General features: G+C 67.8%; 18 protein-coding genes and 1 pseudogene. 7 read left to right on the top strand and 12 right to left on the bottom strand.

The annotated features are described in order from the left end of the window. Positions 1-135 precede the first annotated feature (135 nt). Positions 136-1,395, top strand: coding sequence for a glycosyltransferase family 87 protein (locus AWC12_RS03720; protein ID WP_085172480.1), 1,260 nt, complete (start codon positions 136-138; stop codon positions 1,393-1,395). Here AWC12_RS03720 and AWC12_RS03715 read toward each other — a convergent pair. From AWC12_RS03715 to AWC12_RS03695, 5 genes are all read right to left on the bottom strand, one after another. Next, on the bottom strand, positions 1,392-2,114 hold the full coding sequence (locus tag AWC12_RS03715) for a lysophospholipid acyltransferase family protein (RefSeq protein WP_085172478.1): 723 nt from the start codon (positions 2,112-2,114) through the stop codon (positions 1,392-1,394). The two genes, AWC12_RS03720 and AWC12_RS03715, sit on opposite strands and share 4 nt — an antisense overlap. A 116-nt stretch (positions 2,115-2,230) precedes the next feature. After that, positions 2,231-2,629: a hypothetical protein gene (locus tag AWC12_RS03710; RefSeq protein WP_085172701.1), complete on the bottom strand. Its 399-nt coding sequence runs from the start codon at positions 2,627-2,629 to the stop codon at positions 2,231-2,233. Further along, a complete protein-coding gene (locus AWC12_RS03705) occupies positions 2,626-3,885 on the bottom strand; it encodes an ArsA family ATPase (protein ID WP_085172476.1) in 1,260 nt (419 codons plus the stop codon). The genes AWC12_RS03710 and AWC12_RS03705 overlap by 4 nt, the downstream gene beginning before the upstream one ends. Further along, a complete protein-coding gene (locus tag AWC12_RS03700; RefSeq protein WP_024445437.1) occupies positions 3,878-4,315 on the bottom strand; it encodes an SRPBCC family protein in 438 nt (145 codons plus the stop codon). Before AWC12_RS03700 ends, AWC12_RS03705 begins: the two co-directional genes overlap by 8 nt. Before the next feature lie 72 nt (positions 4,316-4,387). Beyond that, on the bottom strand, positions 4,388-4,777 hold the full coding sequence (locus tag AWC12_RS03695; protein ID WP_085172474.1) for a polyketide cyclase / dehydrase and lipid transport: 390 nt from the start codon (positions 4,775-4,777) through the stop codon (positions 4,388-4,390). Between the two features lie 99 nt (positions 4,778-4,876). Between AWC12_RS03695 and AWC12_RS03690 the strand changes: the two genes are divergently transcribed. Next, positions 4,877-6,685: an AMP-dependent synthetase/ligase gene (locus AWC12_RS03690; protein ID WP_024445435.1), complete on the top strand. Its 1,809-nt coding sequence runs from the start codon at positions 4,877-4,879 to the stop codon at positions 6,683-6,685. On the opposite strand, the gene AWC12_RS03685 is transcribed toward AWC12_RS03690, so the two are convergent. The 4 genes from AWC12_RS03685 to AWC12_RS03670 form a co-directional block, all read right to left on the bottom strand. Then, entirely contained in the window at positions 6,682-7,818 is a 1,137-nt protein-coding gene (locus tag AWC12_RS03685) for a glycosyltransferase family 4 protein (RefSeq protein ID WP_085172472.1), read from the bottom strand. The genes AWC12_RS03690 and AWC12_RS03685 overlap by 4 nt on opposite strands. Beyond that, a complete protein-coding gene (locus AWC12_RS03680; protein ID WP_085172470.1) occupies positions 7,815-8,651 on the bottom strand; it encodes a peptidase in 837 nt (278 codons plus the stop codon). Before AWC12_RS03680 ends, AWC12_RS03685 begins: the two co-directional genes overlap by 4 nt. Then, complete coding sequence (gene ripC, locus AWC12_RS03675) at positions 8,620-9,789, bottom strand: peptidoglycan hydrolase RipC (RefSeq protein ID WP_085172699.1); 1,170 nt, start codon at positions 9,787-9,789, stop codon at positions 8,620-8,622. Before ripC ends, AWC12_RS03680 begins: the two co-directional genes overlap by 32 nt. A gap of 149 nt (positions 9,790-9,938) precedes the next feature. Continuing rightward, complete coding sequence (locus tag AWC12_RS03670) at positions 9,939-10,181, bottom strand: hypothetical protein (protein WP_085172697.1); 243 nt, start codon at positions 10,179-10,181, stop codon at positions 9,939-9,941. A gap of 138 nt (positions 10,182-10,319) precedes the next feature. On the opposite strand from AWC12_RS03670, the pseudogene AWC12_RS03665 reads away from it, so the two are divergent. Continuing rightward, positions 10,320-12,113, top strand: a pseudogene (locus tag AWC12_RS03665) (DEDD exonuclease domain-containing protein); the annotation flags it as partial. On the opposite strand, the gene trpD reads toward AWC12_RS03665, so the two are convergent. Next, positions 12,051-13,121, bottom strand: coding sequence for an anthranilate phosphoribosyltransferase (gene trpD / locus AWC12_RS03660; RefSeq protein WP_234813821.1), 1,071 nt, complete (start codon positions 13,119-13,121; stop codon positions 12,051-12,053). The pseudogene AWC12_RS03665 and the gene trpD sit on opposite strands and share 63 nt — an antisense overlap. Positions 13,122-13,189: 68 nt before the next feature. On the opposite strand from trpD, the gene ctaE reads away from it, so the two are divergent. The 4 genes from ctaE to qcrB are packed head-to-tail and all read left to right on the top strand — an operon-like array spanning position 13,190 to position 17,512. Beyond that, the gene (gene ctaE, locus AWC12_RS03655; protein WP_024445428.1) at positions 13,190-13,801 is read left to right on the top strand and encodes an aa3-type cytochrome oxidase subunit III; all 612 of its coding nucleotides are present in this window, start codon (positions 13,190-13,192) and stop codon (positions 13,799-13,801) included. Positions 13,802-13,854: 53 nt separating this feature from the next. Then, on the top strand, positions 13,855-14,661 hold the full coding sequence (gene qcrC / locus AWC12_RS03650; RefSeq protein WP_024445427.1) for a cytochrome bc1 complex diheme cytochrome c subunit: 807 nt from the start codon (positions 13,855-13,857) through the stop codon (positions 14,659-14,661). Continuing rightward, positions 14,658-15,866, top strand: a complete 1,209-nt coding sequence (gene qcrA / locus AWC12_RS03645; protein ID WP_024445426.1) for a cytochrome bc1 complex Rieske iron-sulfur subunit — start codon at positions 14,658-14,660, stop codon at positions 15,864-15,866. The genes qcrC and qcrA overlap by 4 nt, the downstream gene beginning before the upstream one ends. After that, positions 15,863-17,512 carry a cytochrome bc1 complex cytochrome b subunit gene (gene qcrB, locus AWC12_RS03640; RefSeq protein WP_024445425.1) on the top strand — a complete coding sequence of 550 codons (1,650 nt, stop codon included), beginning with the start codon at positions 15,863-15,865 and terminating at the stop codon, positions 17,510-17,512. Before qcrA ends, qcrB begins: the two co-directional genes overlap by 4 nt. 217 nt (positions 17,513-17,729) lie before the next feature. On the opposite strand, the gene AWC12_RS03635 is transcribed toward qcrB, so the two are convergent. Beyond that, positions 17,730-18,410, bottom strand: coding sequence for a DUF2561 family protein (locus tag AWC12_RS03635; RefSeq protein WP_024445424.1), 681 nt, complete (start codon positions 18,408-18,410; stop codon positions 17,730-17,732). Positions 18,411-18,425: 15 nt separating this feature from the next. After that, a partial coding sequence (locus AWC12_RS03630) for an MmpS family transport accessory protein (protein ID WP_234813820.1) occupies positions 18,426-18,771 on the bottom strand: 346 nt, incomplete at its 5' end.

Raw genomic sequence — 18,771 nt, 5'->3', positions numbered from 1 at the left:
CTCCGGGACGTGCAGGGAAAAGTCCCAGTGGAGGTCCGAGTCCGTGCTCACGCAGAAAACTTACGCCGACCTGCGTGTGTCGCGGCCGGGATACCCGACGACTCGCCGGTCGGCCCCGATACTCTGGTCGTCGACATGAGTAACTGGGGGCCAAGGCTCGCTTGGCGGGTGTTTCAGCTTCTGGCGCTCGCGGCGCTGGCCGCAGCGGCGTGGAGCCTGCTGGGACACATCCCCTACCGCATCGACATCGACGTCTACCGCATGGGCGGGCAGGCCTGGCTGGACGATCAGGCGCTCTACGCCGACGGCCGGATGTTCCAGACGATGGGCGGCCTCGAACTGCCCTTCACCTATCCGCCGCTGGCCGCGGTCGCGTTCTCGCCCTTCGCGCTGTTGTCCCTCGATGCGGCGAGCATGGCCATCACGGCAACCACGCTGGTGCTGCTGCTCGTGTCGACGGTCATCGTGCTGACGCGCCTGGAGGTGTGGCCGACGACGCAGATCACCGGCGAACCCGCCTGGATGCGTCGCTGCTGGCTGGCGGCGGCCATCGTCGCTCCCGCGGTCATCTACCTGGAGCCGATCCGCGCGAACTTCGACTTCGGCCAGATCAACGTCGTGTTGATGACGCTGGTCATCGCCGACTGCGTGCCCCGCCGGACCCCGTGGCCGCGCGGCATGCTGCTGGGAATCGCGATCGCGGTCAAACTGACGCCCGCGGTGTTCCTGCTGTACTTCCTTCTCCGTCGCGACACCCGCGCCCTGCTGGTGGCCGCCCTGTCGGCGGTCATCGCGACGCTGGCCGGTTTCGCATTCGCCTGGCGTGATTCATGGGAGTACTGGACGGAGACGGTCCGCAACACCGACCGCATCGGCACGGCGACCCTGAACACGAACCAGAACATCGCCGGCGCACTGGCTCGGCTCGGCCTCGGGGAAGGCGAGCGGTTCGTGCTGTGGACGGCGTTGTGCTTCGCGGTGCTGGCGCTGACAGTGTGGGCCGCGCGCCGGGCACTGAGGGCTGAGCAGCCGGTGCTGGCGCTGCTCAGCGTCGCCATGTTCGGCCTGGTGGTCTCGCCGGTGTCGTGGTCGCACCACTGGGTGTGGATGCTGCCGACGGTGCTGGTGACTGCCGTCCTGGCGGTGCGGCACAGGCACGCGGCCCTCGGCGCCGTGTCCGCGGTGGGGCTCGCGCTGATGGTGTGGACCCCGATCACGCTGCTGCCCGAACACCGCGAGACGACGGCATCGCTGTGGCGGCAGCTGGCGGGCGGCTCTTATCTGTGGTGGGCCCTGGCCGTCATCGTGGCCATCGGCACGGTCACAGCCAGAGGAGGCGACGAGGACGCACCGACGGATACGACAGACACGGCCGCAAAAGTGCTCAAGGCCTAACCGGCTGCAGCCTCCGGAAGCCGCGTCGGGGGCTTGGGCGCGGCGTCACCTTTTCCCTCTTTGACGTCCGCCGCGTACAGGTCGACGTACTCCTGGCCCGAGAGGCGCATCAGCTCGTACATCACCTCGTCGACGACCGCCCTCTCGATGAAGCGGTTACCCGCCAATCCGTCGAAGCGGGTGAAATCCATCGGCGCGCCGACCCGGATGGTCACCCGTCCGGGCCTCAAGCCCTTACCGGGCGGGTTGACCCGGTCGGTTCCGATCATTGCGACCGGAATCACGGGAACCTGGGTCTGCAGGGCCAGCCTGGCCAGGCCCGTCTTGCCCTTGTAGAGCTTGCCGTCAGGCGAGCGCGTTCCCTCCGGATACATGCCCAGCAGCTTGCCCTGGCCGAGGATGCGCTCGGCGGTGTTCAGCGCGGCCTGCGCGCTGTCGGCGTCAGTGCGGTCGATCGGCACCTGGCCAACTGCGGTGTAGAACCACGCGAGGAAACGTCCCTTGACCCCGGTGCCGGTGAAGTACTCCGATTTGGCGAGGAAGGTGATCCGCCTGCGGACCATCAGGGGCAGGTAGAAACTGTCCATCACGGCCAGGTGATTGCTCGCCAGGATCGCCGATCCGTCAGCCGGAATATGTTCCAGGCCTTCGATTTTCGGCCGGGCAATCAAAGCCAGCAGCGGGCCCAGAAGGACGTACTTGAAAAACCAGTACCACATGGCCCCTCCGGATCATCGACCGCGGCGCGGTCAATATGCTCTGCGACAACCTTACCCACGCCCTGTGCGTGCGACCACACGGCCGACTGAGTAGTTCTACCCGACCGCGACCGCCACTACTCGTCGACGTCGACCGGGATGTGCTGATACCGCCCCGGTGGCGGCGGCGAGGGCGGCGGCGGCCCGGGATCGTCGGGCGGATCGCCGGGAGTCGGTGGGTCGGGAGGCAGCGGTGACCCCGCTGTGTTCACGTCGACGGTGTCGACCATCGCCTTGACGAGGGTCAGCAGCGCCACACTGTGCTCAGCGACCACGTCCAGCAGCGGATGCTGCTCACCGGAGATCAGGGCCGCGAGCGCGCACACGGGGCACCACACCTGCTGGCATCGGCCCGGGCTGTTGCTCGCCGACTGCGCGCGAGCGGCGGCCAGTCGGATCGCAGGGTCGAGCTTGTCCAGGATCGACTGGGCCAGCGCGCGCAATTCAGGCCCCAGGTCGGAGTGAGCCCCACTCACCGCGGCCACACCTCCGGATTCGGTCGGAATCTCACCGTCAACTCGCTGCCGCGCAGCTGCGCGCCGATGACGATGCACCGCCGCAGCACCGATGCGAGACGAACGCGACGCCGCATACCGCCGACGCCGATGATCAAGTCATCGTCGACCCTACCCAACGACAGCGCAGACGAGTCCACCTGCGGCAGCTCCAGCCGTAGTCGATATACCGCATCCAGACCGGTTCCCGATTCGCAGTCCACGATCGGCCGCAGCGGACCCGGCGGCGGCGACCCGTCTCGCCTGCGGGCACATTCGAGCAGCTCGCCCAGCGCCTTGGGACCGATCGGTTCGCCCGCCAGATGCGGCACCATGACGAGCTGGACATCGCCGATCGCGTGATCGAGTTGGTCGAGCACGGTCTGCTGCTCGGAAATCCGCTCCGAGTACCAGTCGAAGGCCGGATGCGCGGGCAGGTTGCGGTATTCGAACGAATCATCCTGCACCAGAACCTGATTCACGATCAGCTCAGCGACCCGCACTCCCATCAGGGACAGGGTCCCCAGCGTGCGGATCGCTTCTGCGGCCACGACGCGCTCGGCCGTCAGCACCAGGTGCGCGCTGACCCGGTCCCCGTCGGTCAGCATCGTGCTCAGTTCGTCAGTTGCCGCGCCAATCCGCTCGACGACGTCTACCACCAGCGCCGTTCTCGGGTCGTCGGCAGTGGACAGCCGGCGGTGCCGCGGCCAGGCGCGCTCCAGGTAGAGCGCGAACGTCGCCGGCAACGTCAGCATGCGCATCGCATCCGCGGTCGAGGCGCAGTCGACCACCACGAGATCCCACTGCCCGGAATTGGCCAGTTCACCCACCTCGTACAGACCGAGAACCTCCTGCACCCCGGGGAGCGCCGAAAGCTCTTCTGAGGCAACGTCTCCGATGTCGGAGTCGGGAAATCGGTCCGCCAGTGGGTGAGCGACCCCCGGCCACCGGCCGGCCAGCAGGGCCAATGTGTCCAGCGCCAGGGCATCCAGCGAACCGCCGCCGGACTCTGCGGTGTCCAGTTCGGCCAGCACACGGGTGGGCTCACGCCGCCCGGTGGGCACGAGGTGCACGCCGAGAACGTCGCCGATGGAGTGGGCCTGGTCGGTGGACACCAGAAGGACCCGCATTCCGGCCCGTGTTGCGCGCACGGCCGTGGCGGTTGCCAGCGTCGACTTACCTACGCCGCCCTTGCCGACGAACAGACTGATCCGGGCAGCACCTTCGCCCTCAGTCAGCCTCGACTCGTTTCTTGAGATCCTTCAACGCCGTGTCGGTGAGACGCCGCTCGGCTTTGCGCTTGAGCAGGCCGATCATCGGGATGATCAGATCGACGGACAGCTCATAGGTGACATCGGTGCCAGAACCCTTGGGCGCCAATCGGTATGCACCGTCCAGCGACTTGAGCAGCGTGCTCGACACCAGCGACCACCTCACCGACTTGTGGTCGGCGGGCCACTCGTAGGCCAGCACCATGCTGTCCTTGAGGACCGCGGCATCCAGAACCAGCCTCGCCACCTTCGGATAGCCCTCGGCGTCGGCTTCCAGAACCTCGGTCTCCTTGTATTCGGCGACCCAGTCCGGGTAGGAGCCGATGTCGGCGATGACGTCCATCACCGTCGACGGATCGGCATCGATATAGATGGTCTGCGCCGTCTTGTCTGCCACTGGAGCCTTCCCGCTATGGTCTGGTCGCTGGCCAGAAATCTACTCCCCCGCCGCAGGTATAGCCGTAATAGTTCACGCCAACCGCGATACCCCGACGGGACGGTTCGCCTCGAGGGTGCGCTTCACCTCGAAGGCCATGTCCTTGCCCGCCACGCGGCGCCGGTGGTTCATCTTCGGCAGGTTCATCTTCGCCAGTTCCCAGGCCGCCGCACCCGAGGGCTCGGCGTGCAGGAAATAGTGCAGCACCACTCCGTCCAACACTTTCTCCAGCCAGATCTCCATGGTCCCGGTCAGCGCACCCGTCACCGTCCAGCGGTGTCCGACCTCGCCGCGGTCCTCAACGACGGACAGCCGCAGGTCGGGCCACCACCGCGACCAGTTCGCCCTATCGGCCACCGCCTCGCCGACAGCCACGGGATCGGCGGCGATGAACGTCTCGTCGGCGATCTGGATGCTGTTCATGACCAACAAGCTTCACATATGCCCAGCCGCACTCGGCCAAGGGACGACTACGCTGTACAACACATTGCGGCCTGTAAAGCGAGAGGGTCTCCAACTCCGATGACTTCGCGTGAGTTCACCGTTCCGGCACCGTTCACCGTCGACGAGCACGACAGCATCGTCAGCTCCGTGTATCTGCACGAGCGCGACGACCCCGGCCACGTCATATTCCAGCGTCTGGTCGACGGCAGCTGGGTCGACGTGACGAGTGGGCAGGCGGCCCAGCAGATTCGTTCGGCGGCGCGCGGTTTGATCGCCCAGGGTATTCAGCCCGGAGACCGGGTCGCGCTGCTGTCGGCAACCCGATACGAGTGGCCGATCCTGGACCTCGCGATCCTGTCGGTCGGCGCGGTGACGGTGCCCATCTACGAGACGAGCTCGGCTGAGCAGGTGAAGTTCGTGCTCGCGGACTCGGGTGCCGTCGCTGCCATCGCCGAGACGGATGCGCACGCCGCACGCATCGAACAGCACCGAAGCGGGCTACCGCAGCTGCGCAAGGTGTACGTCATCGACGGCAGTGGCACTCCGGCGATCGACGAGCTGACCGAGGCCGGCCGCGACGTCGACGCCGCCGCTGTCGACGAGCGCGTTTCGGGCATCAAGTCCTCCGACGCCGCGACGCTGATCTACACCTCGGGCACGACCGGACGCCCCAAGGGCTGCCAGCTCACCCATTCCAATCTGCTCTACGAGATCCGCGGGGCGCAGTCATGCTTCCCCGAGTACCTGGCCAAGGGCGAAAAGCTGCTGGTGTTTCTGCCGCTGGCGCACGTACTGGCCCGTGCCCTGACCATCGCCGCCTTCAGCAGCGGCGTCACCTTGGGATTCACCAGCGACATCAAGAACCTGGTCCCGATGCTCGCGGTGTTCCAGCCGACGCTGGTGGTCTCGGTGCCGCGAGTGTTCGAGAAGGTGTACAACACCGCCGAGCTGAACGCCGAAAGCAGCGGCAAAGGCAAAATCTTCGCCGCCGCCGCCGAAACCGCGATCGAGTGGAGCAGGGCGCAGGACACTGGCGGGCCGGGTCTGCTGTTGCGGGTCAAACACGCGATCTTCGACAAGCTGGTGTACGGCAAGCTACGCGCGGCCCTGGGCGGTCGCTGTCGCGTCGCGATCTCCGGTGGGGCGCCGCTGGGTGCCCGGCTCGGCCACTTCTACCGCGGCGTCGGGCTGTCCATCTACGAGGGTTACGGGCTCACCGAGACCAGCGCCGCGATCACCGTCAACAGGGTCGGTGACCTGCGGGTGGGATCGGTCGGCAAGCTGCTGCCCGGCAACAGCATGAAGCTGGGCGAGGACGGCGAACTACTGGTCAAGGGCGGCGTCGTGTTCCACGGTTACTGGGGCAATGAAGCGGAGACCAACGCCGTCTTCACCGACGGCTGGTTCCACACCGGTGATCTCGGGGCGATCGACGACGCCGGCTTCGTGTCGATCGTCGGTCGCAAGAAGGAGATCATCGTGACCGCGGGCGGCAAGAACGTCGCCCCCGCGCTGCTCGAAGACCGTCTGCGCGCGCACCCGATCATCAGCCAGGCCATGGCCGTGGGAGACCAGCAGCCATTCATCGCGGCGCTGATCACCATCGACCCCGAGGCGTTCTCCGGCTGGAAGGAGCGCAACAGCAAGGACTCGGCCGCATCGGTTGCCGATCTGGCCGAAGATCCCGACCTGCTCGCTGAGATCGAGTTGGCGGTCAAAGACGCCAACGAGGCGGTGTCGAAGGCCGAGCAGATCCGCAAGTTCCGGATCCTGCCAGTCGATTTCACCGAGGACACCGGCGAGCTGACCCCCACGCTGAAGGTGAAGCGCAAAGTGGTGGCGGAGAAGTTCGCCGCCGAAATCGACGCGCTGTACGCCAAGGGTTAGAGCAGCCGCGACAGGCGCTGCGCCTGCCTGCTCCACTGCCAGTTGTCGACGGCCCACCGCCTGCCCGCTGCGCCCATCTCCGCGGCGCGGGCGGGGTCGGCGAGAAGATTGCCGACCGCCGCGGCGATCGCCCCGACATCCCAGCCGTCGACGACGTGACCCGTCTCGCCGTCGACGACGGTCTCCGGGGCGCCCCCGGACCTGCCCGCAACCACCGGAACACCGACCGACGATGCCTCCAGATAGACGATGCCGAGCCCCTCGACGTCGAGGCCTGATCCTCGTGTTCGACAGGGCATCGCGAACACGTCGGCCATCGCGTGGTGGGCAGGGAGCTCGTCGCCGGGCACCCCGTCGGTGAACACCACATGTTCGGCGACCCCGAAGGTGTGGGCGAGGCGGTGCAGCGACGTACGGTACGGGCCCCCGCCGACGATGACGAGCGCCGCGCCGGGTACTCGCTGGCGGATCGCGGGCAGCGCCCGGATCAGCATGTCCTGACCCTTGCGGGGTACCAGCCGGGACAGACATACCACCACCGGCCTGCTGCCGAGTCCGTAACGGGCCCGTAGTTCTGCCCTGGCGACTTCGTCGGGCACGAATCGGTCGGTATCGACACCGGGCGGCACGTGCTCGAGCGCTGCTTGCGCGCCGAACGCGGATGCGAACCGGCCGCGGGTGTAGTCACTGATGTAGGTGACGACGTCGGTGTCATTACCGATGCGGCGCAACGCCGTTCGCGCCAATGGCAACATCGACCACCCGACCTCGTGGCCGTGCGTGCTGGCGATGACACGTTGCGCTCCGGCGGCCCGCGCCAGTGGGGCCAGCAACGCCAGTGGCGCCGCGGCTCCGAACCACACGGTCTCGATGTCGTTCTCGGCGATCAAGCGCCGCATCCGCAGCGCGACCGTCGGCTCGGGAACCATGAGCGTGCCCGGATGCCTGATGACCCGATAGCCCGTCGCGGCCGCCACCGAGTCGTAATCCTCGGCGCCCTTCCATTTCGGCGCGTACACGGTCAGCGCGTAGTCGCCGGAGGCCACGAGTTGGCCGACGAGTGCCTCAAGGTAGGACTGGATGCCGCCTCGTCGCGGTGGAAAATCGTTGCTAACCAACAAAACCCGCTTCACCGGCTCAACACCTCGGAGACGTCCACACCGAGAGCCTCCCGGATCGCGGTGGCAACGTCGCGGTGGCTGTGACCGCATGCGGCGACATAGAGCGCTCGCAGCTTGTCGATGCCGTAGGTGTCGGCGATGTAGGTGGCGAATTCCCACGCCCGGTCGTAACCGGCCGAGCGGCCGGGCCCAGGAGTGGTCAGGGCGGCGTCTGTCGGCAGCGCTTCCGGCGCGGCAGGCGCGGTCGGGGCCGGCGGTCGGCCGACGAAGTCGGCGACCCCTTCGGTGAGCCACACCGGCGCATCGGCTGCGGTATCGGCCCTGGCTGCGTAGTGGAAAAGCTCATGGCGCAAGACGGTTCGCAGATCGGCGTCGTTCATCGCGGTCGCGCCGGGTGAGAACATGATGCGGTCGGCGGTGGTCGTGGCGGCGATATCGGGTCCCCCTCCGGCCAGGACTCCGAACTGCTCCGGGGATCCCGCGACGACGATGGAGATGTCGCGACGCCAGTCAGAACCCCAGAACGCGGTGACGGCCTCGGTGGCGCCCGGCAGCTCGGCGGCGATGCGGTCGATTAGCGCGCGCCCGCCGAGCGCACCGAGATCGATCAGCTGCGCAGTGCGCCCGTCGGGCGTGGACACCGAGCGCGTCCCCTGGAGTTGCGCGGGTTGCGCGTCGGAAACGGGAGACGCGACTGCGGGACCCGACGGCGCCAGCTGCGGACCATTCACGAAGAACACGGCACAGATGAGCTCCGCGCCGAGTACCGCACCGAGCCGGCGACGGGTGGCGGAGCGGGAGCCCCTGGACGGACTAGTACCGACGGACGTTGTAGATCGGCGCATTGTCCACCGGGGCGACGCGCACCGGTGTGCCGTAGGTGGAGGCGTGCACCATCATGCCGTCGCCGATGTAGATGCCGACGTGCGATGCGTCGGAGTAGTAGGTGACGAGGTCACCCGGCTGCATCTGGTCCATCGACACCGGCTGCCCGCCGCGGGCCAGCGCCTGGCTGGAGTGCGGCAGCGAGATTCCCGCCTGCTGGAACGACCACATCACCAGACCGGAACAATCGAAGGCGCTTGGGCCGGAACCACCCCACGAGTAGGGAGAACCGATACGGCTCAGCGCAGCCTGGATGACGGTGGTGGCGGCCGGCGATCCGGGCGGAGCGACGTCACCCGGCGGGATGGCACCGGGAACGCCGGGGGCAGGAGGTGCACCCGGAATGGGGGGTGCCGGTGGTGCGGCGAGGATCGCGGGGTCCTGTCCCGGAGCGGGCGGCGGTGGTAGCGGTGCGGCGGCCGGCACCGGCGGAGGCGGTGGTGCGGCGGCAAGCGCTTCGCGCTGGACCGGGGTTAGCGCCTCGTACTGCGCCTTGACGATCGCGATCTGGGTTTGCAGCTGGCTCTGCTTGGACTGCAGGTCGGCGCGGACCGCGGCGGCCTGCTCGGCGGCGGTCTTGGCCTCGGCAGCGGACGCGGCCGACGCCTGCTCGGCGACCTCGGCCCGGGCTCCGGCGTCACGGAAGGCGGCCATCTGCGACTGCATCTCGCCGGCCATGACCCGCTGGACGGAGAGCTGATCGATCAGACCCTGCGGCGACGAAGCGGTGAGCATCGCGTCGAATCCGGATGCGCGCCCGCCCATGTACTGCGCGGCGGCAAGCTTGTCGACCTTGCCCTGGAAATCGCTCAGCTGCGCCTTGGCGGATTCCATCGCCGCGACATCGCTGGCGTGTTTGGTCTCGGCGGCCTGCTGGATCGCCAGCTTGTTGTCGAGGTCCAGCTGAGCAGAGTGCATCGCCTCGGTAGTCTGCTCAGCTTGACGTGAGAGATCATTGAGCTTTGCTAGAGCGTCCTCGGCGGGATCGGCGTAAGCCTGCCCCGTCAGCACGGCGCCGGCCAAAGCCATGGCGGCCAACAAGCTGATGAGGGGTTGCCGAGTACGGCGAATGCTCCTGTGCGCGCGGTCGAGCCTCAAGATTTTGCGTCCTTCAACTGCCGTGACGAGCCGCCTCGAACTCACTTAGGTCTCAGACAGGTTACGAAACGGCAACGGCCTTGTCCAACGGAAGAGGCAAATCTAACAGCCATCTTCAAGGATCGGGAGCCGCCGACCGATGCGTGTCGTCAGGCGACGCCGGTACCACTCTGCCGGTGGATCGGGACCAGCCGCAACTTGGGAGCCAACCCCACCTCGGCCAGCACCTCGAGTGCCCGACGCTCGTCCATCTGCAGCGTCTCGGGGACCCCGAGAAGCACGCTGACGACGCAATCCTGGCATCCAGGACCGCGCACGGCGCAGTCGTCGCAGTCGATCTTCACCGTTCCGTCGTCGGTGTCGCGCCCCGGCGGCCATTGATTCTGAGCCATCGCACTGTCCTCTCGCTTGCAGTCGTCCGCACGGTATCGACGGCCACCGACAAGTCCAGCCGAGTCCCGATAAGTCCGCGCACGCGCACTCGGCTCTGCTTCACCGAAGTTGTCAGCCGTGGCACCTACCTTCAGCACATGGGTCAGCTGAGCTTCGCGGACGTCGATCCGCTCGCCGACCCGACGCTGCGCGAGACCACCTTCGTCGTGGTCGACCTGGAAACCACCGGCGGCCGCTCCTCCGGTGACCACCACGACAAGATCACCGAGATCGGTGCGGTCAAAGTGCGCGGCGGCGAGGTCCTGGGCGAGTTTGCTACGTTGGTCGACCCCGGGCGTGCGATCCCGCCGCAGATCGTTGCGCTGACAGGCATCACGTCGGCGATGGTGTACGACGCACCCAAGATCGACGCCGTTCTTCCCGCCTTCCTCGAGTTCGCCCGCGGCGCGGTGCTCGTCGCGCATAACGCGGGTTTCGACGTCGGCTTCTTGCGCGCCGCCGCCGAACGCAACCACCTGCCCTGGCCCAAACCGCCGGTTCTGTGCACGGTCACCCTCGCCCGGCGCGTCCTGACCCGTGAGGAGGCCCCGAGCGTCCGCCTCTCGGCGCTGGCACAGCTCTTCGGCGCCTCCACGACACCGACCCACCGCGCCCTTGATGACGCCCGTGCCACCGTCGATGTCCTGCACGGGTTGATCGAGCGCGTCGGCAACCAGGGCGTGCACACGTACTCCGAGCTGCGCGGCTACCTTCCCGATGTCACTCCGGCGCAGCGCAGCAAGCGTCACCTCGCGCGCGCCATGCCCCGCAGTCCCGGCGTCTACCTGTTCCGTGGGCCATCGGCCGAGGTGCTCTACGTCGGCACCGCCGTGGACCTGCGGCGGCGCGTGGGCCAGTACTTCAACGGAGCCGACCCGCGCACGAGGATCAAGGAGATGGCCTCGCTGGCCACCGCCGTCGACCACGTCGAGTGCGCTCACGACCTCGAGGCGGGCGTGCGCGAGTTGCGGCTGCTGGCCGCGCACGCGCCGCCGTACAACAAGCGGTCCAAGTTCCCGCACCGGTGGTGGTGGGTGACTCTGACCGAGGAGGCGTTCCCGCGTTTCTCGGCGGTGCGCACACCACGCACCGAGAGCGCGGTGGGGCCCTTCCGGTCGCGCGCCGACGCGCTGGAGACCGCCGCGTTGATCGCGCGCTTCACCGGGGTGCGGACGTGCACGAACCGGCTCGGCCGGGCGGCGACGCATGGTCCGTCGTGCCCGGAGCGGGAGGTCTCCCCCTGCCCGGCCGTCCGCGGCGCCGACGCCGCCGAGTACGCCGCCGCAGTCGGTGGTGCGCTCGCACTCATCGACGGGCGATGCGGGTGGCCGCTGGAAGCGGCGCTTGCGCACATCGCCGACCTTGCCGAACGGAACCGCTACGAGACCGCCGCGCGGCTGCGGGATCACGCCGCCGCGACCATCGATGTGCTGTGGCGCGGTCAGCGGTTGCGCGCGCTGTCGGGGATCGCCGAGTTGGTCGCCGCCAAACCTGACGGCGCACGCGGCTGGCATCTCGCGGTGGTCCGGCACGGACAGCTCGCCGCTGCAGGCGTCGCGCCACGGGGCGTGCCGCCGATGCCGGTCGTCGACGCGTTGACCGCGGCCGCGCAGTCGGTGCTGCCCTCGGCGGGCCCCCTCGGGGGCGCGCTCGTCGAGGAAACGGGCCTGATCGCGCGGTGGCTCGCCCAGCCGGGCGTGCGGATCGTGCGGGCAGACGCCGGCTACTGTTCGCCCGCCAACGCCGCGGGCCGCTGGGCGGCCTGGGCTGCCACGGCGCGTTCGGCGCGGCTGGCCGCCGAACAGCTCCGCGACTCGGAGCCGGTCGGTTCAGAGCTGTTGTGTGAACCGCACCCAACGCGCGAGCAGCTTTTCGGCCGCCCCGGAGTCGATGGCCTCCTGCGCCCGCGCGAGCCCGGACTCCCAGGCCGGAACCCACTTGGCGTCGCTGGATAGGCCCGCGTGCGACACCAGCGCACCGGCGGCGTTGAGCACGACGGCGTCGCGCACCGGGCCCGGGGCACCGGCGAGCACCTCGCGCGCCGACGCCGCGTTCGCCGCCGCGTCACCGCCGGTCAGTTCGCGTATGTCGGCCCGCGCGAAACCGAACGCGGCCGGATCGAACCTGAGCCGCTCCACGGTGCCGGCCTGAACGCGCCAGATGGTGCTCGTCGTCGTGGTCGTCAGCTCGTCGAGGCCGTCGTCACCGTGGACCACCAGCACGCTGGCTCCCCGGGTGGCGAACACCTCGGCCATCACCTCTGCGAGATCTCCCCAGGCGCAACCGATCAGGCCCGCCCTGGGCCCCGCCGGATTGGTCAGCGGACCGAGCAGGTTGAAGACGGTGGGAACACCGATCTCGCGGCGAGCCACCCCGGCGTGCCGGTAGGACGGATGGAACTGCGGCGCGAACGCGAACCCGATGCCGACCTCGGCGACGCAGCGCGCGACGTCCTCAGGCCCGAGGTCGATGCGCAGGCCCAGGGCTTCGAGCGTGTCGGCACCGCCGGACAGCGACGACGCGGCCCGGTTGCCGTGCTTGACCACCGGCACACCTGCGGCGGCCACGACGATCGAGGCCATCGTCGACAGGTTCACCGTGTTCGCGCCGTCGCCTCCTGTGCCGACGACGTCCACCGTGTCATTTCCGATGACGTCGGTCGGCACCCTGCGCGCGTGCTTGAGCATGATGTCGGCAAGCTCGCCGACCTCACCGGACGTGGGACGCTTCATCTTCATCGCCACCCCGAACGCGGCGATCTGGGCGGGTGTCGCGGTGCCGCTCATGATCTGGTCCATCGCCCACGCCGCCTGGCCGGGCAGCAGCCCCTGAAGGGTCGTCAGTCTGCCCAGAATGAGCGGCCAGGTGGGAGTGGAGGGCTGGGGCGCGGGGCTAATCACGAACGCGATTATGACGAATTGCTCGACCCGGGTGGAGTTCAACAACTACAAAGCGTCATACTTGCTTTGTGACGAGCGCTGTAGGGACGTCGGGAACCGCAATCACGTCGCGCGTGCATTCGCTGAACCGACCCAATATGGTCAGTGTCGGCACCATTGTGTGGCTGTCCAGTGAGTTGATGTTCTTTGCTGGCCTGTTCGCGATGTACTTCACGGCACGCGCGCAGGCCCAAGGCAACTGGCCGCCGGAGCCGACCGAACTGAACCTTGCGCTCGCGGTGCCCGTGACGCTGGTCCTCATCGCGTCGTCGTTCACCTGCCAGATGGGTGTGTTCGCGGCCGAGCGCGGTGACGTCTTCGGGCTGCGCCGCTGGTACACGCTGACCTTCGCAATGGGCCTCTTCTTCGTCCTGGGGCAGGCCTATGAGTACCTGCACCTGGTCGAAACAGGCACCACGATCCCGGGCAGCGCCTACGGCACGGTCTTCTACCTTGCGACCGGATTCCACGGCCTGCACGTCATCGGCGGTCTGATCGCCTTCGTCTTCCTGCTGATCCGCACCCGGATGAGCAAGTTCACACCCGCGCAGGCCACCGCTGCGATCGTCGTGTCCTACTACTGGCACTTCGTCGACATCGTGTGGATCGCCCTGTTCGCCGTCATCTACTTCGTCAGATGATCGACCCGCCGATGCGTCCGACGACGAAACAGCCCAAGAACAGAAGGGGTTCGATGACCAGCAAGTCGCGCCGACGGCTTCGCCGTCGGATCACGGCCGCACTGCTGCTGCTGAGCGGATTGGTGATGGCCGGCGGTCTGGCCGCCACTCTGACGCCGTCCCCGCAGGTGGCCGTCGCCGATGAGTCCGCTTCGGCGATGCTGCGCACTGGTCAGCAGCTCTACGACACATCCTGCGTGTCGTGCCACGGCGTCAATCTGCAGGGTGTCGCCGATCGCGGGCCCAGCCTGATCGGTGTCGGCGAGGCGGCCGTGTACTTCCAGGTGTCCTCCGGTCGTATGCCTGCCATGCGCAACGAGGCTCAGATCCAGCGCAAGGATCCGGCCTTCGACCCCGAGCAGATCGACGCCCTCGGCGCGTACGTCCAGGCAAACGGCGGCGGCCCCGTCGTCCCCCGCGACGAGAACGGCCAGATCGCCGAGCAGTCGCTGATCGGCAGTGACGTCGCACGCGGTGGCGACCTCTTCCGCCTGAACTGCGCTTCGTGCCACAACTTCACCGGCAAGGGCGGCGCACTCTCGTCGGGCAAGTACGCGCCCGACCTGGGCCCCGCCACTCCCGCGCAGATCTACACCGCGATGGTGACGGGTCCGCAGAACATGCCGAAGTTCTCCGACCGTCAGCTCGACCCCGAAGAGAAGCGCGACATCATCGCCTACGTCCGGGAAGCGGCGGAGACGCCGACGCCGGGCGGACTGGGACTCGGCGGCTTCGGGCCCACATCTGAGGGCATGGTCGCCTGGATCGTCGGCATGGTGGCTGTCATCGCCGCCGCCCTCTGGATCGGAGCACGGGCATGAGTGACGAGCGCGACGACATCAAGGGGACCGACGCCCCCGGCCATGCCGGTGTCCCCGGGCAACCCACGGACGCCGAACTGGCGAAGATGTCCCGCGAAGAGCTTCTGGAGCTGGGCGGCAAACTCGACGGTGTCGAGATCGTCTACAAGGAGCCGCGCTGGCCGGTTCCCGGCACCAAGGCAGAGAAGCGCGCTGAGCGTGCGGTCGCGTATTGGCTTCTGCTTGGCGGTATTTCGGGCCTGGCCTTGCTGCTGGTCTTCCTGTTCTGGCCGTGGGAGTACGTCCCGTTCGGCGGCGAGGGCGAGTTCCTGTACTCGCTGGCCACTCCCCTCTACGGGCTGACGTTCGGTCTGTCGATCCTGGCGATCGGCATCGGCGCGGTGATGTTCCAGAAGAAATTCATCCCCGAAGAGATCTCGATTCAGGACCGCCATGACGGCGCCTCGCCCGAGATCCAGCGCAAGACCGTCGCCGCCAACCTTGGCGACGCGCTGGAATCCTCGACCATCAAGCGGCGCAAGATGATCGGGCTCTCGATGGGCATCGGACTCGGCGCCTTCGGTGTCGGCACCCTCATCGCGTTCGTCGGTGGTCTGATCAAGAACCCGTGGAAGCCGGTCGTCCCGACCGCAGAAGGCATGAAGGCCGTGCTGTGGACGTCGGGGTGGACCCCGCGCTACAAGGGCGAGACGATCTTCCTTGCGCGCGCGACTGGCAAGCCGGGCGAGTCGCCGTTCGTCAAGATGCGTCCGGAGGATCTCGACGCGGGCGGCATGGAGACCGTGTACCCGTGGCGCGAATCCGACGGCGACGGAACGACCGTGGAGTCCGAACACCACCTCTTCGAGATCGCGATGGGCGTGCGGAACCCGGTGATGCTGATCCGCATCAAGCCGCTCGACATGGCGCGCGTGGTCAAGCGCCGCGGCCAGGAGAGCTTCAACTTCGGCGAACTGTTCGCGTACACGAAGGTGTGCTCGCACCTGGGCTGCCCGTCCTCGCTTTACGAGCAGCAGACTTATCGCATCCTGTGCCCGTGCCACCAGTCGCAGTTCGACGCCCTGCATTTCGCGAAGCCGATCTTCGGTCCCGCGGCGCGTGCGCTGGCGCAACTGCCGATCACGATTGACCAGGACGGCTACTTGGTCGCCAACGGCGACTTCATCGAACCCGTAGGACCGGCATTCTGGGAGCGGAAGTCATGAGCCCACGTCCAACCGCAGCCGAGATCGCCGCCAAGCAGGGCGAGGCGATCGACTCCCGGTATCACCCCTCCGCTGCGGTGCGCCGTCAGCTCAACAAGGTGTTCCCGACACACTGGTCGTTCCTGCTCGGCGAGATCGCCCTGTACAGCTTCATCGTGCTGCTCATCACGGGCGTGTACCTGACCCTGTTCTTCGATCCGTCGATGGCGCACGTGACCTACGACGGCGTCTACCAGCCGCTGCGCGGTGTGGGCATGTCCCGCGCCTACGAGACGGCCCTCGACATCAGCTTCGAGGTCCGTGGCGGCCTGTTCGTCCGTCAGGTCCACCACTGGGCGGCGCTGCTGTTCGCGGCGTCGATCATGGTGCACCTGGCCCGCATCTTCTTCACCGGTGCGTTCCGCCGGCCGCGTGAGGCGAACTGGGTGATCGGCTCGCTGCTGCTGATCCTTGCGATGTTCGAAGGCTTCTTCGGTTACTCGCTGCCCGACGACCTGCTCTCAGGCACTGGCATCCGCGCCGCCCTGTCGGGCATCACGATGGGCATCCCGGTCGTCGGCACCTGGATGCACTGGGCACTGTTCGGCGGCGACTTCCCCGGCGAGATCCTGATCCCCCGCCTGTACGCGCTACACATCCTGCTGATCCCGGGAATCATCCTGGCGCTCATCGGAGTTCACCTCGCACTGGTGTGGTTCCAGAAGCACACCCAGTTCCCCGGCCCCGGCCGTACCGAGACCAACGTCGTCGGCGTGCGCGTCATGCCGGTGTTCGCGGTGAAGTCCGGCGCGTTCTTCGCGATGACGGTCGGCATCCTCGGCCTCATGGGCGGCCTGCTGCAGATCAACCCGATCTGGGTGTTGGGTCCCTACAAGCCGTCGCAGGTGTCCGCGGGCAGCCAGCCCGACTTCTACATGATGTGGACCGACGGCCTCATCCGGTTGTGGCCGGCGTGGGAGTTCTACCCGTTCGGGCACACCATCCCGCAGGGCGTATGGGTTGCCGTCGGCATGGGCCTGATCTTCGGCCTGCTCGCGATGTATCCGTTCATCGAGAAGAAGCTGACCGGCGACAACGCCCACCACAACCTGTTGCAGCGTCCCCGTGACGCACCGACACGCACGGCCGTGGGCTCGGCCGCGATCGCGTTCTACATCGTGCTGACGTTCGCGTGCATGAACGACATCATCGCGCTGAAGTTCCACATCTCGCTGAACGCGACGACGTGGATCGGCCGCATCGGCATGGTCGTACTTCCCGCGATCGTCTACTTCGTTGCCTACCGCTGGGCGGTCGGGCTGCAGCGCAGCGACCGCGCGGTGCTGGAGCACGGTATCGAGACGGGCATTATCAAGCGGCTGCCGCACGGCGCGTACGTCGAGCTTCACCAGCCTCTCGGCCCGGTCGACGAGCACGGCCACCCGATTCCGCTGGAGTACCAGGGCGCAGCATTGCCCAAGCGGATGAACAAGCTGGGTTCGGCGGGTGCACCGGGCACGGGCGGCTTCCTCAAGGGCGATCCGATGTCCGAGCACGAGGCGATCACCGAGGCCGCGCATGCGGCCGAGCAGCGAGCGCTCACGGCGTTGCGCGAGCACCAGGAGCGCACCAGCGCCTCCAACGGTTCGAGCAACGGTCACCACTGACCCACTCCGTTCCGACAAACCAGTCCGCCCCAGCCGAAATGGCTGGGGCGGACTGCTTTACGCATCCACGGAGCCGTAGAGGTTGAGGGCCCCAAGTTCTGCTGCACCACGCTTCGACGTTTCGCAGCGAAACTGCGAGAAGCCGCCTGCAAAACGTCAGAGTGTATGACGGGCAGGGCGGGAACAGTTCACGTGCGCGGAGCTCGGCGCGGACAGCTCACGTGCCGAGCTCGGCGCGCAGCTCGCGAAGGAAGTACCACGGGATGGCGGCCATTCCGAGCGTGACGACGCCTGCGGCGCCGTAGAGCACCCAGGAGACGGTGGCGTTGTCGACCGCCATCAGATAGGTCGCCACAGAGATGAGCAGCGTCGCAGCCCCCATGGCGCACACCACGGCGGCGGTGTTGCGCAGCCAGAGCCGGTCGATGGCCGGCGAATTCGCGGCGGACGACGCCATCACCGGTGACTGCAGAATCCGCGGCAGGCGCCCGCTGTTGGTGTCCACCGGAGGTGGGGGGACGCGCAGCTTCTCGGTCGGGGCGTCGCCGGCACGCGGCGGGGTCTGCACCCTGTCGGCTGCCTGCTGGGCCAGCCTCTTCTCCACCGGTGTCAGCTCCTCGTCGGACGCCCGCCGCGCCCGTAGGAGCAGCGGCACGGCCGCGACGATCACAGCAGCCGAGACACCGATGATGGTGTACAGGATCCATGGCGTGCCGGAGTCACCGGCGGACTCCGTGTGCCCGCTACCGAGGTCGATGAGCGCCACCGTGGCAGCGACGCCGGCGCCGAGGGCTGCCAACCACACGGCGACGGTGCCGCCGAGCAGCAGGCGGTCGGTGCGGTCGAGTGCGGCGACGTCGAATCCGGAGCCGGGTCTCGTGTCGGTGAGATATGTCATCGGCGGTGAGGTGGCCTAACAGCTTGTCTGAGCGGCATTGCCGGTGTTGGAGGACAGTACGGTCCCGTCGCTGGTGGTGATCGAGCAGTTCAGCCGGCTGACCAGGAACAGGCTCGACGCCTGCACCGATCCGACCTCGGACTGGGAGATCGGGGTGACGGTCAACGACCACGGGATGTAGACGTTGCGCTGCGTGCGACTGCGTCCGGACGCATCGATGTAGGTGACGGTAATGATGTCGCCCGGTGCCTTGGTTCCGGTCACCGAGTAGGTGACCTGGCGTGGTCCAGCGCGCGTCGTGGTCGTCGGCGGGGGCGGGGGCGGCGGCGCCTCGCTCGTCTGCGGCGGCGGAGGTGGCGGG

This window comes from Mycolicibacterium iranicum (assembly GCF_002101705.1).
In the GTDB taxonomy this organism is placed as follows: Bacteria; Actinomycetota; Actinomycetes; order Mycobacteriales; family Mycobacteriaceae; genus Mycobacterium; species Mycobacterium iranicum.
Note: the sequence above shows the minus strand (reverse complement) of the source record. Positions and strands in the feature narration are given on the sequence as shown.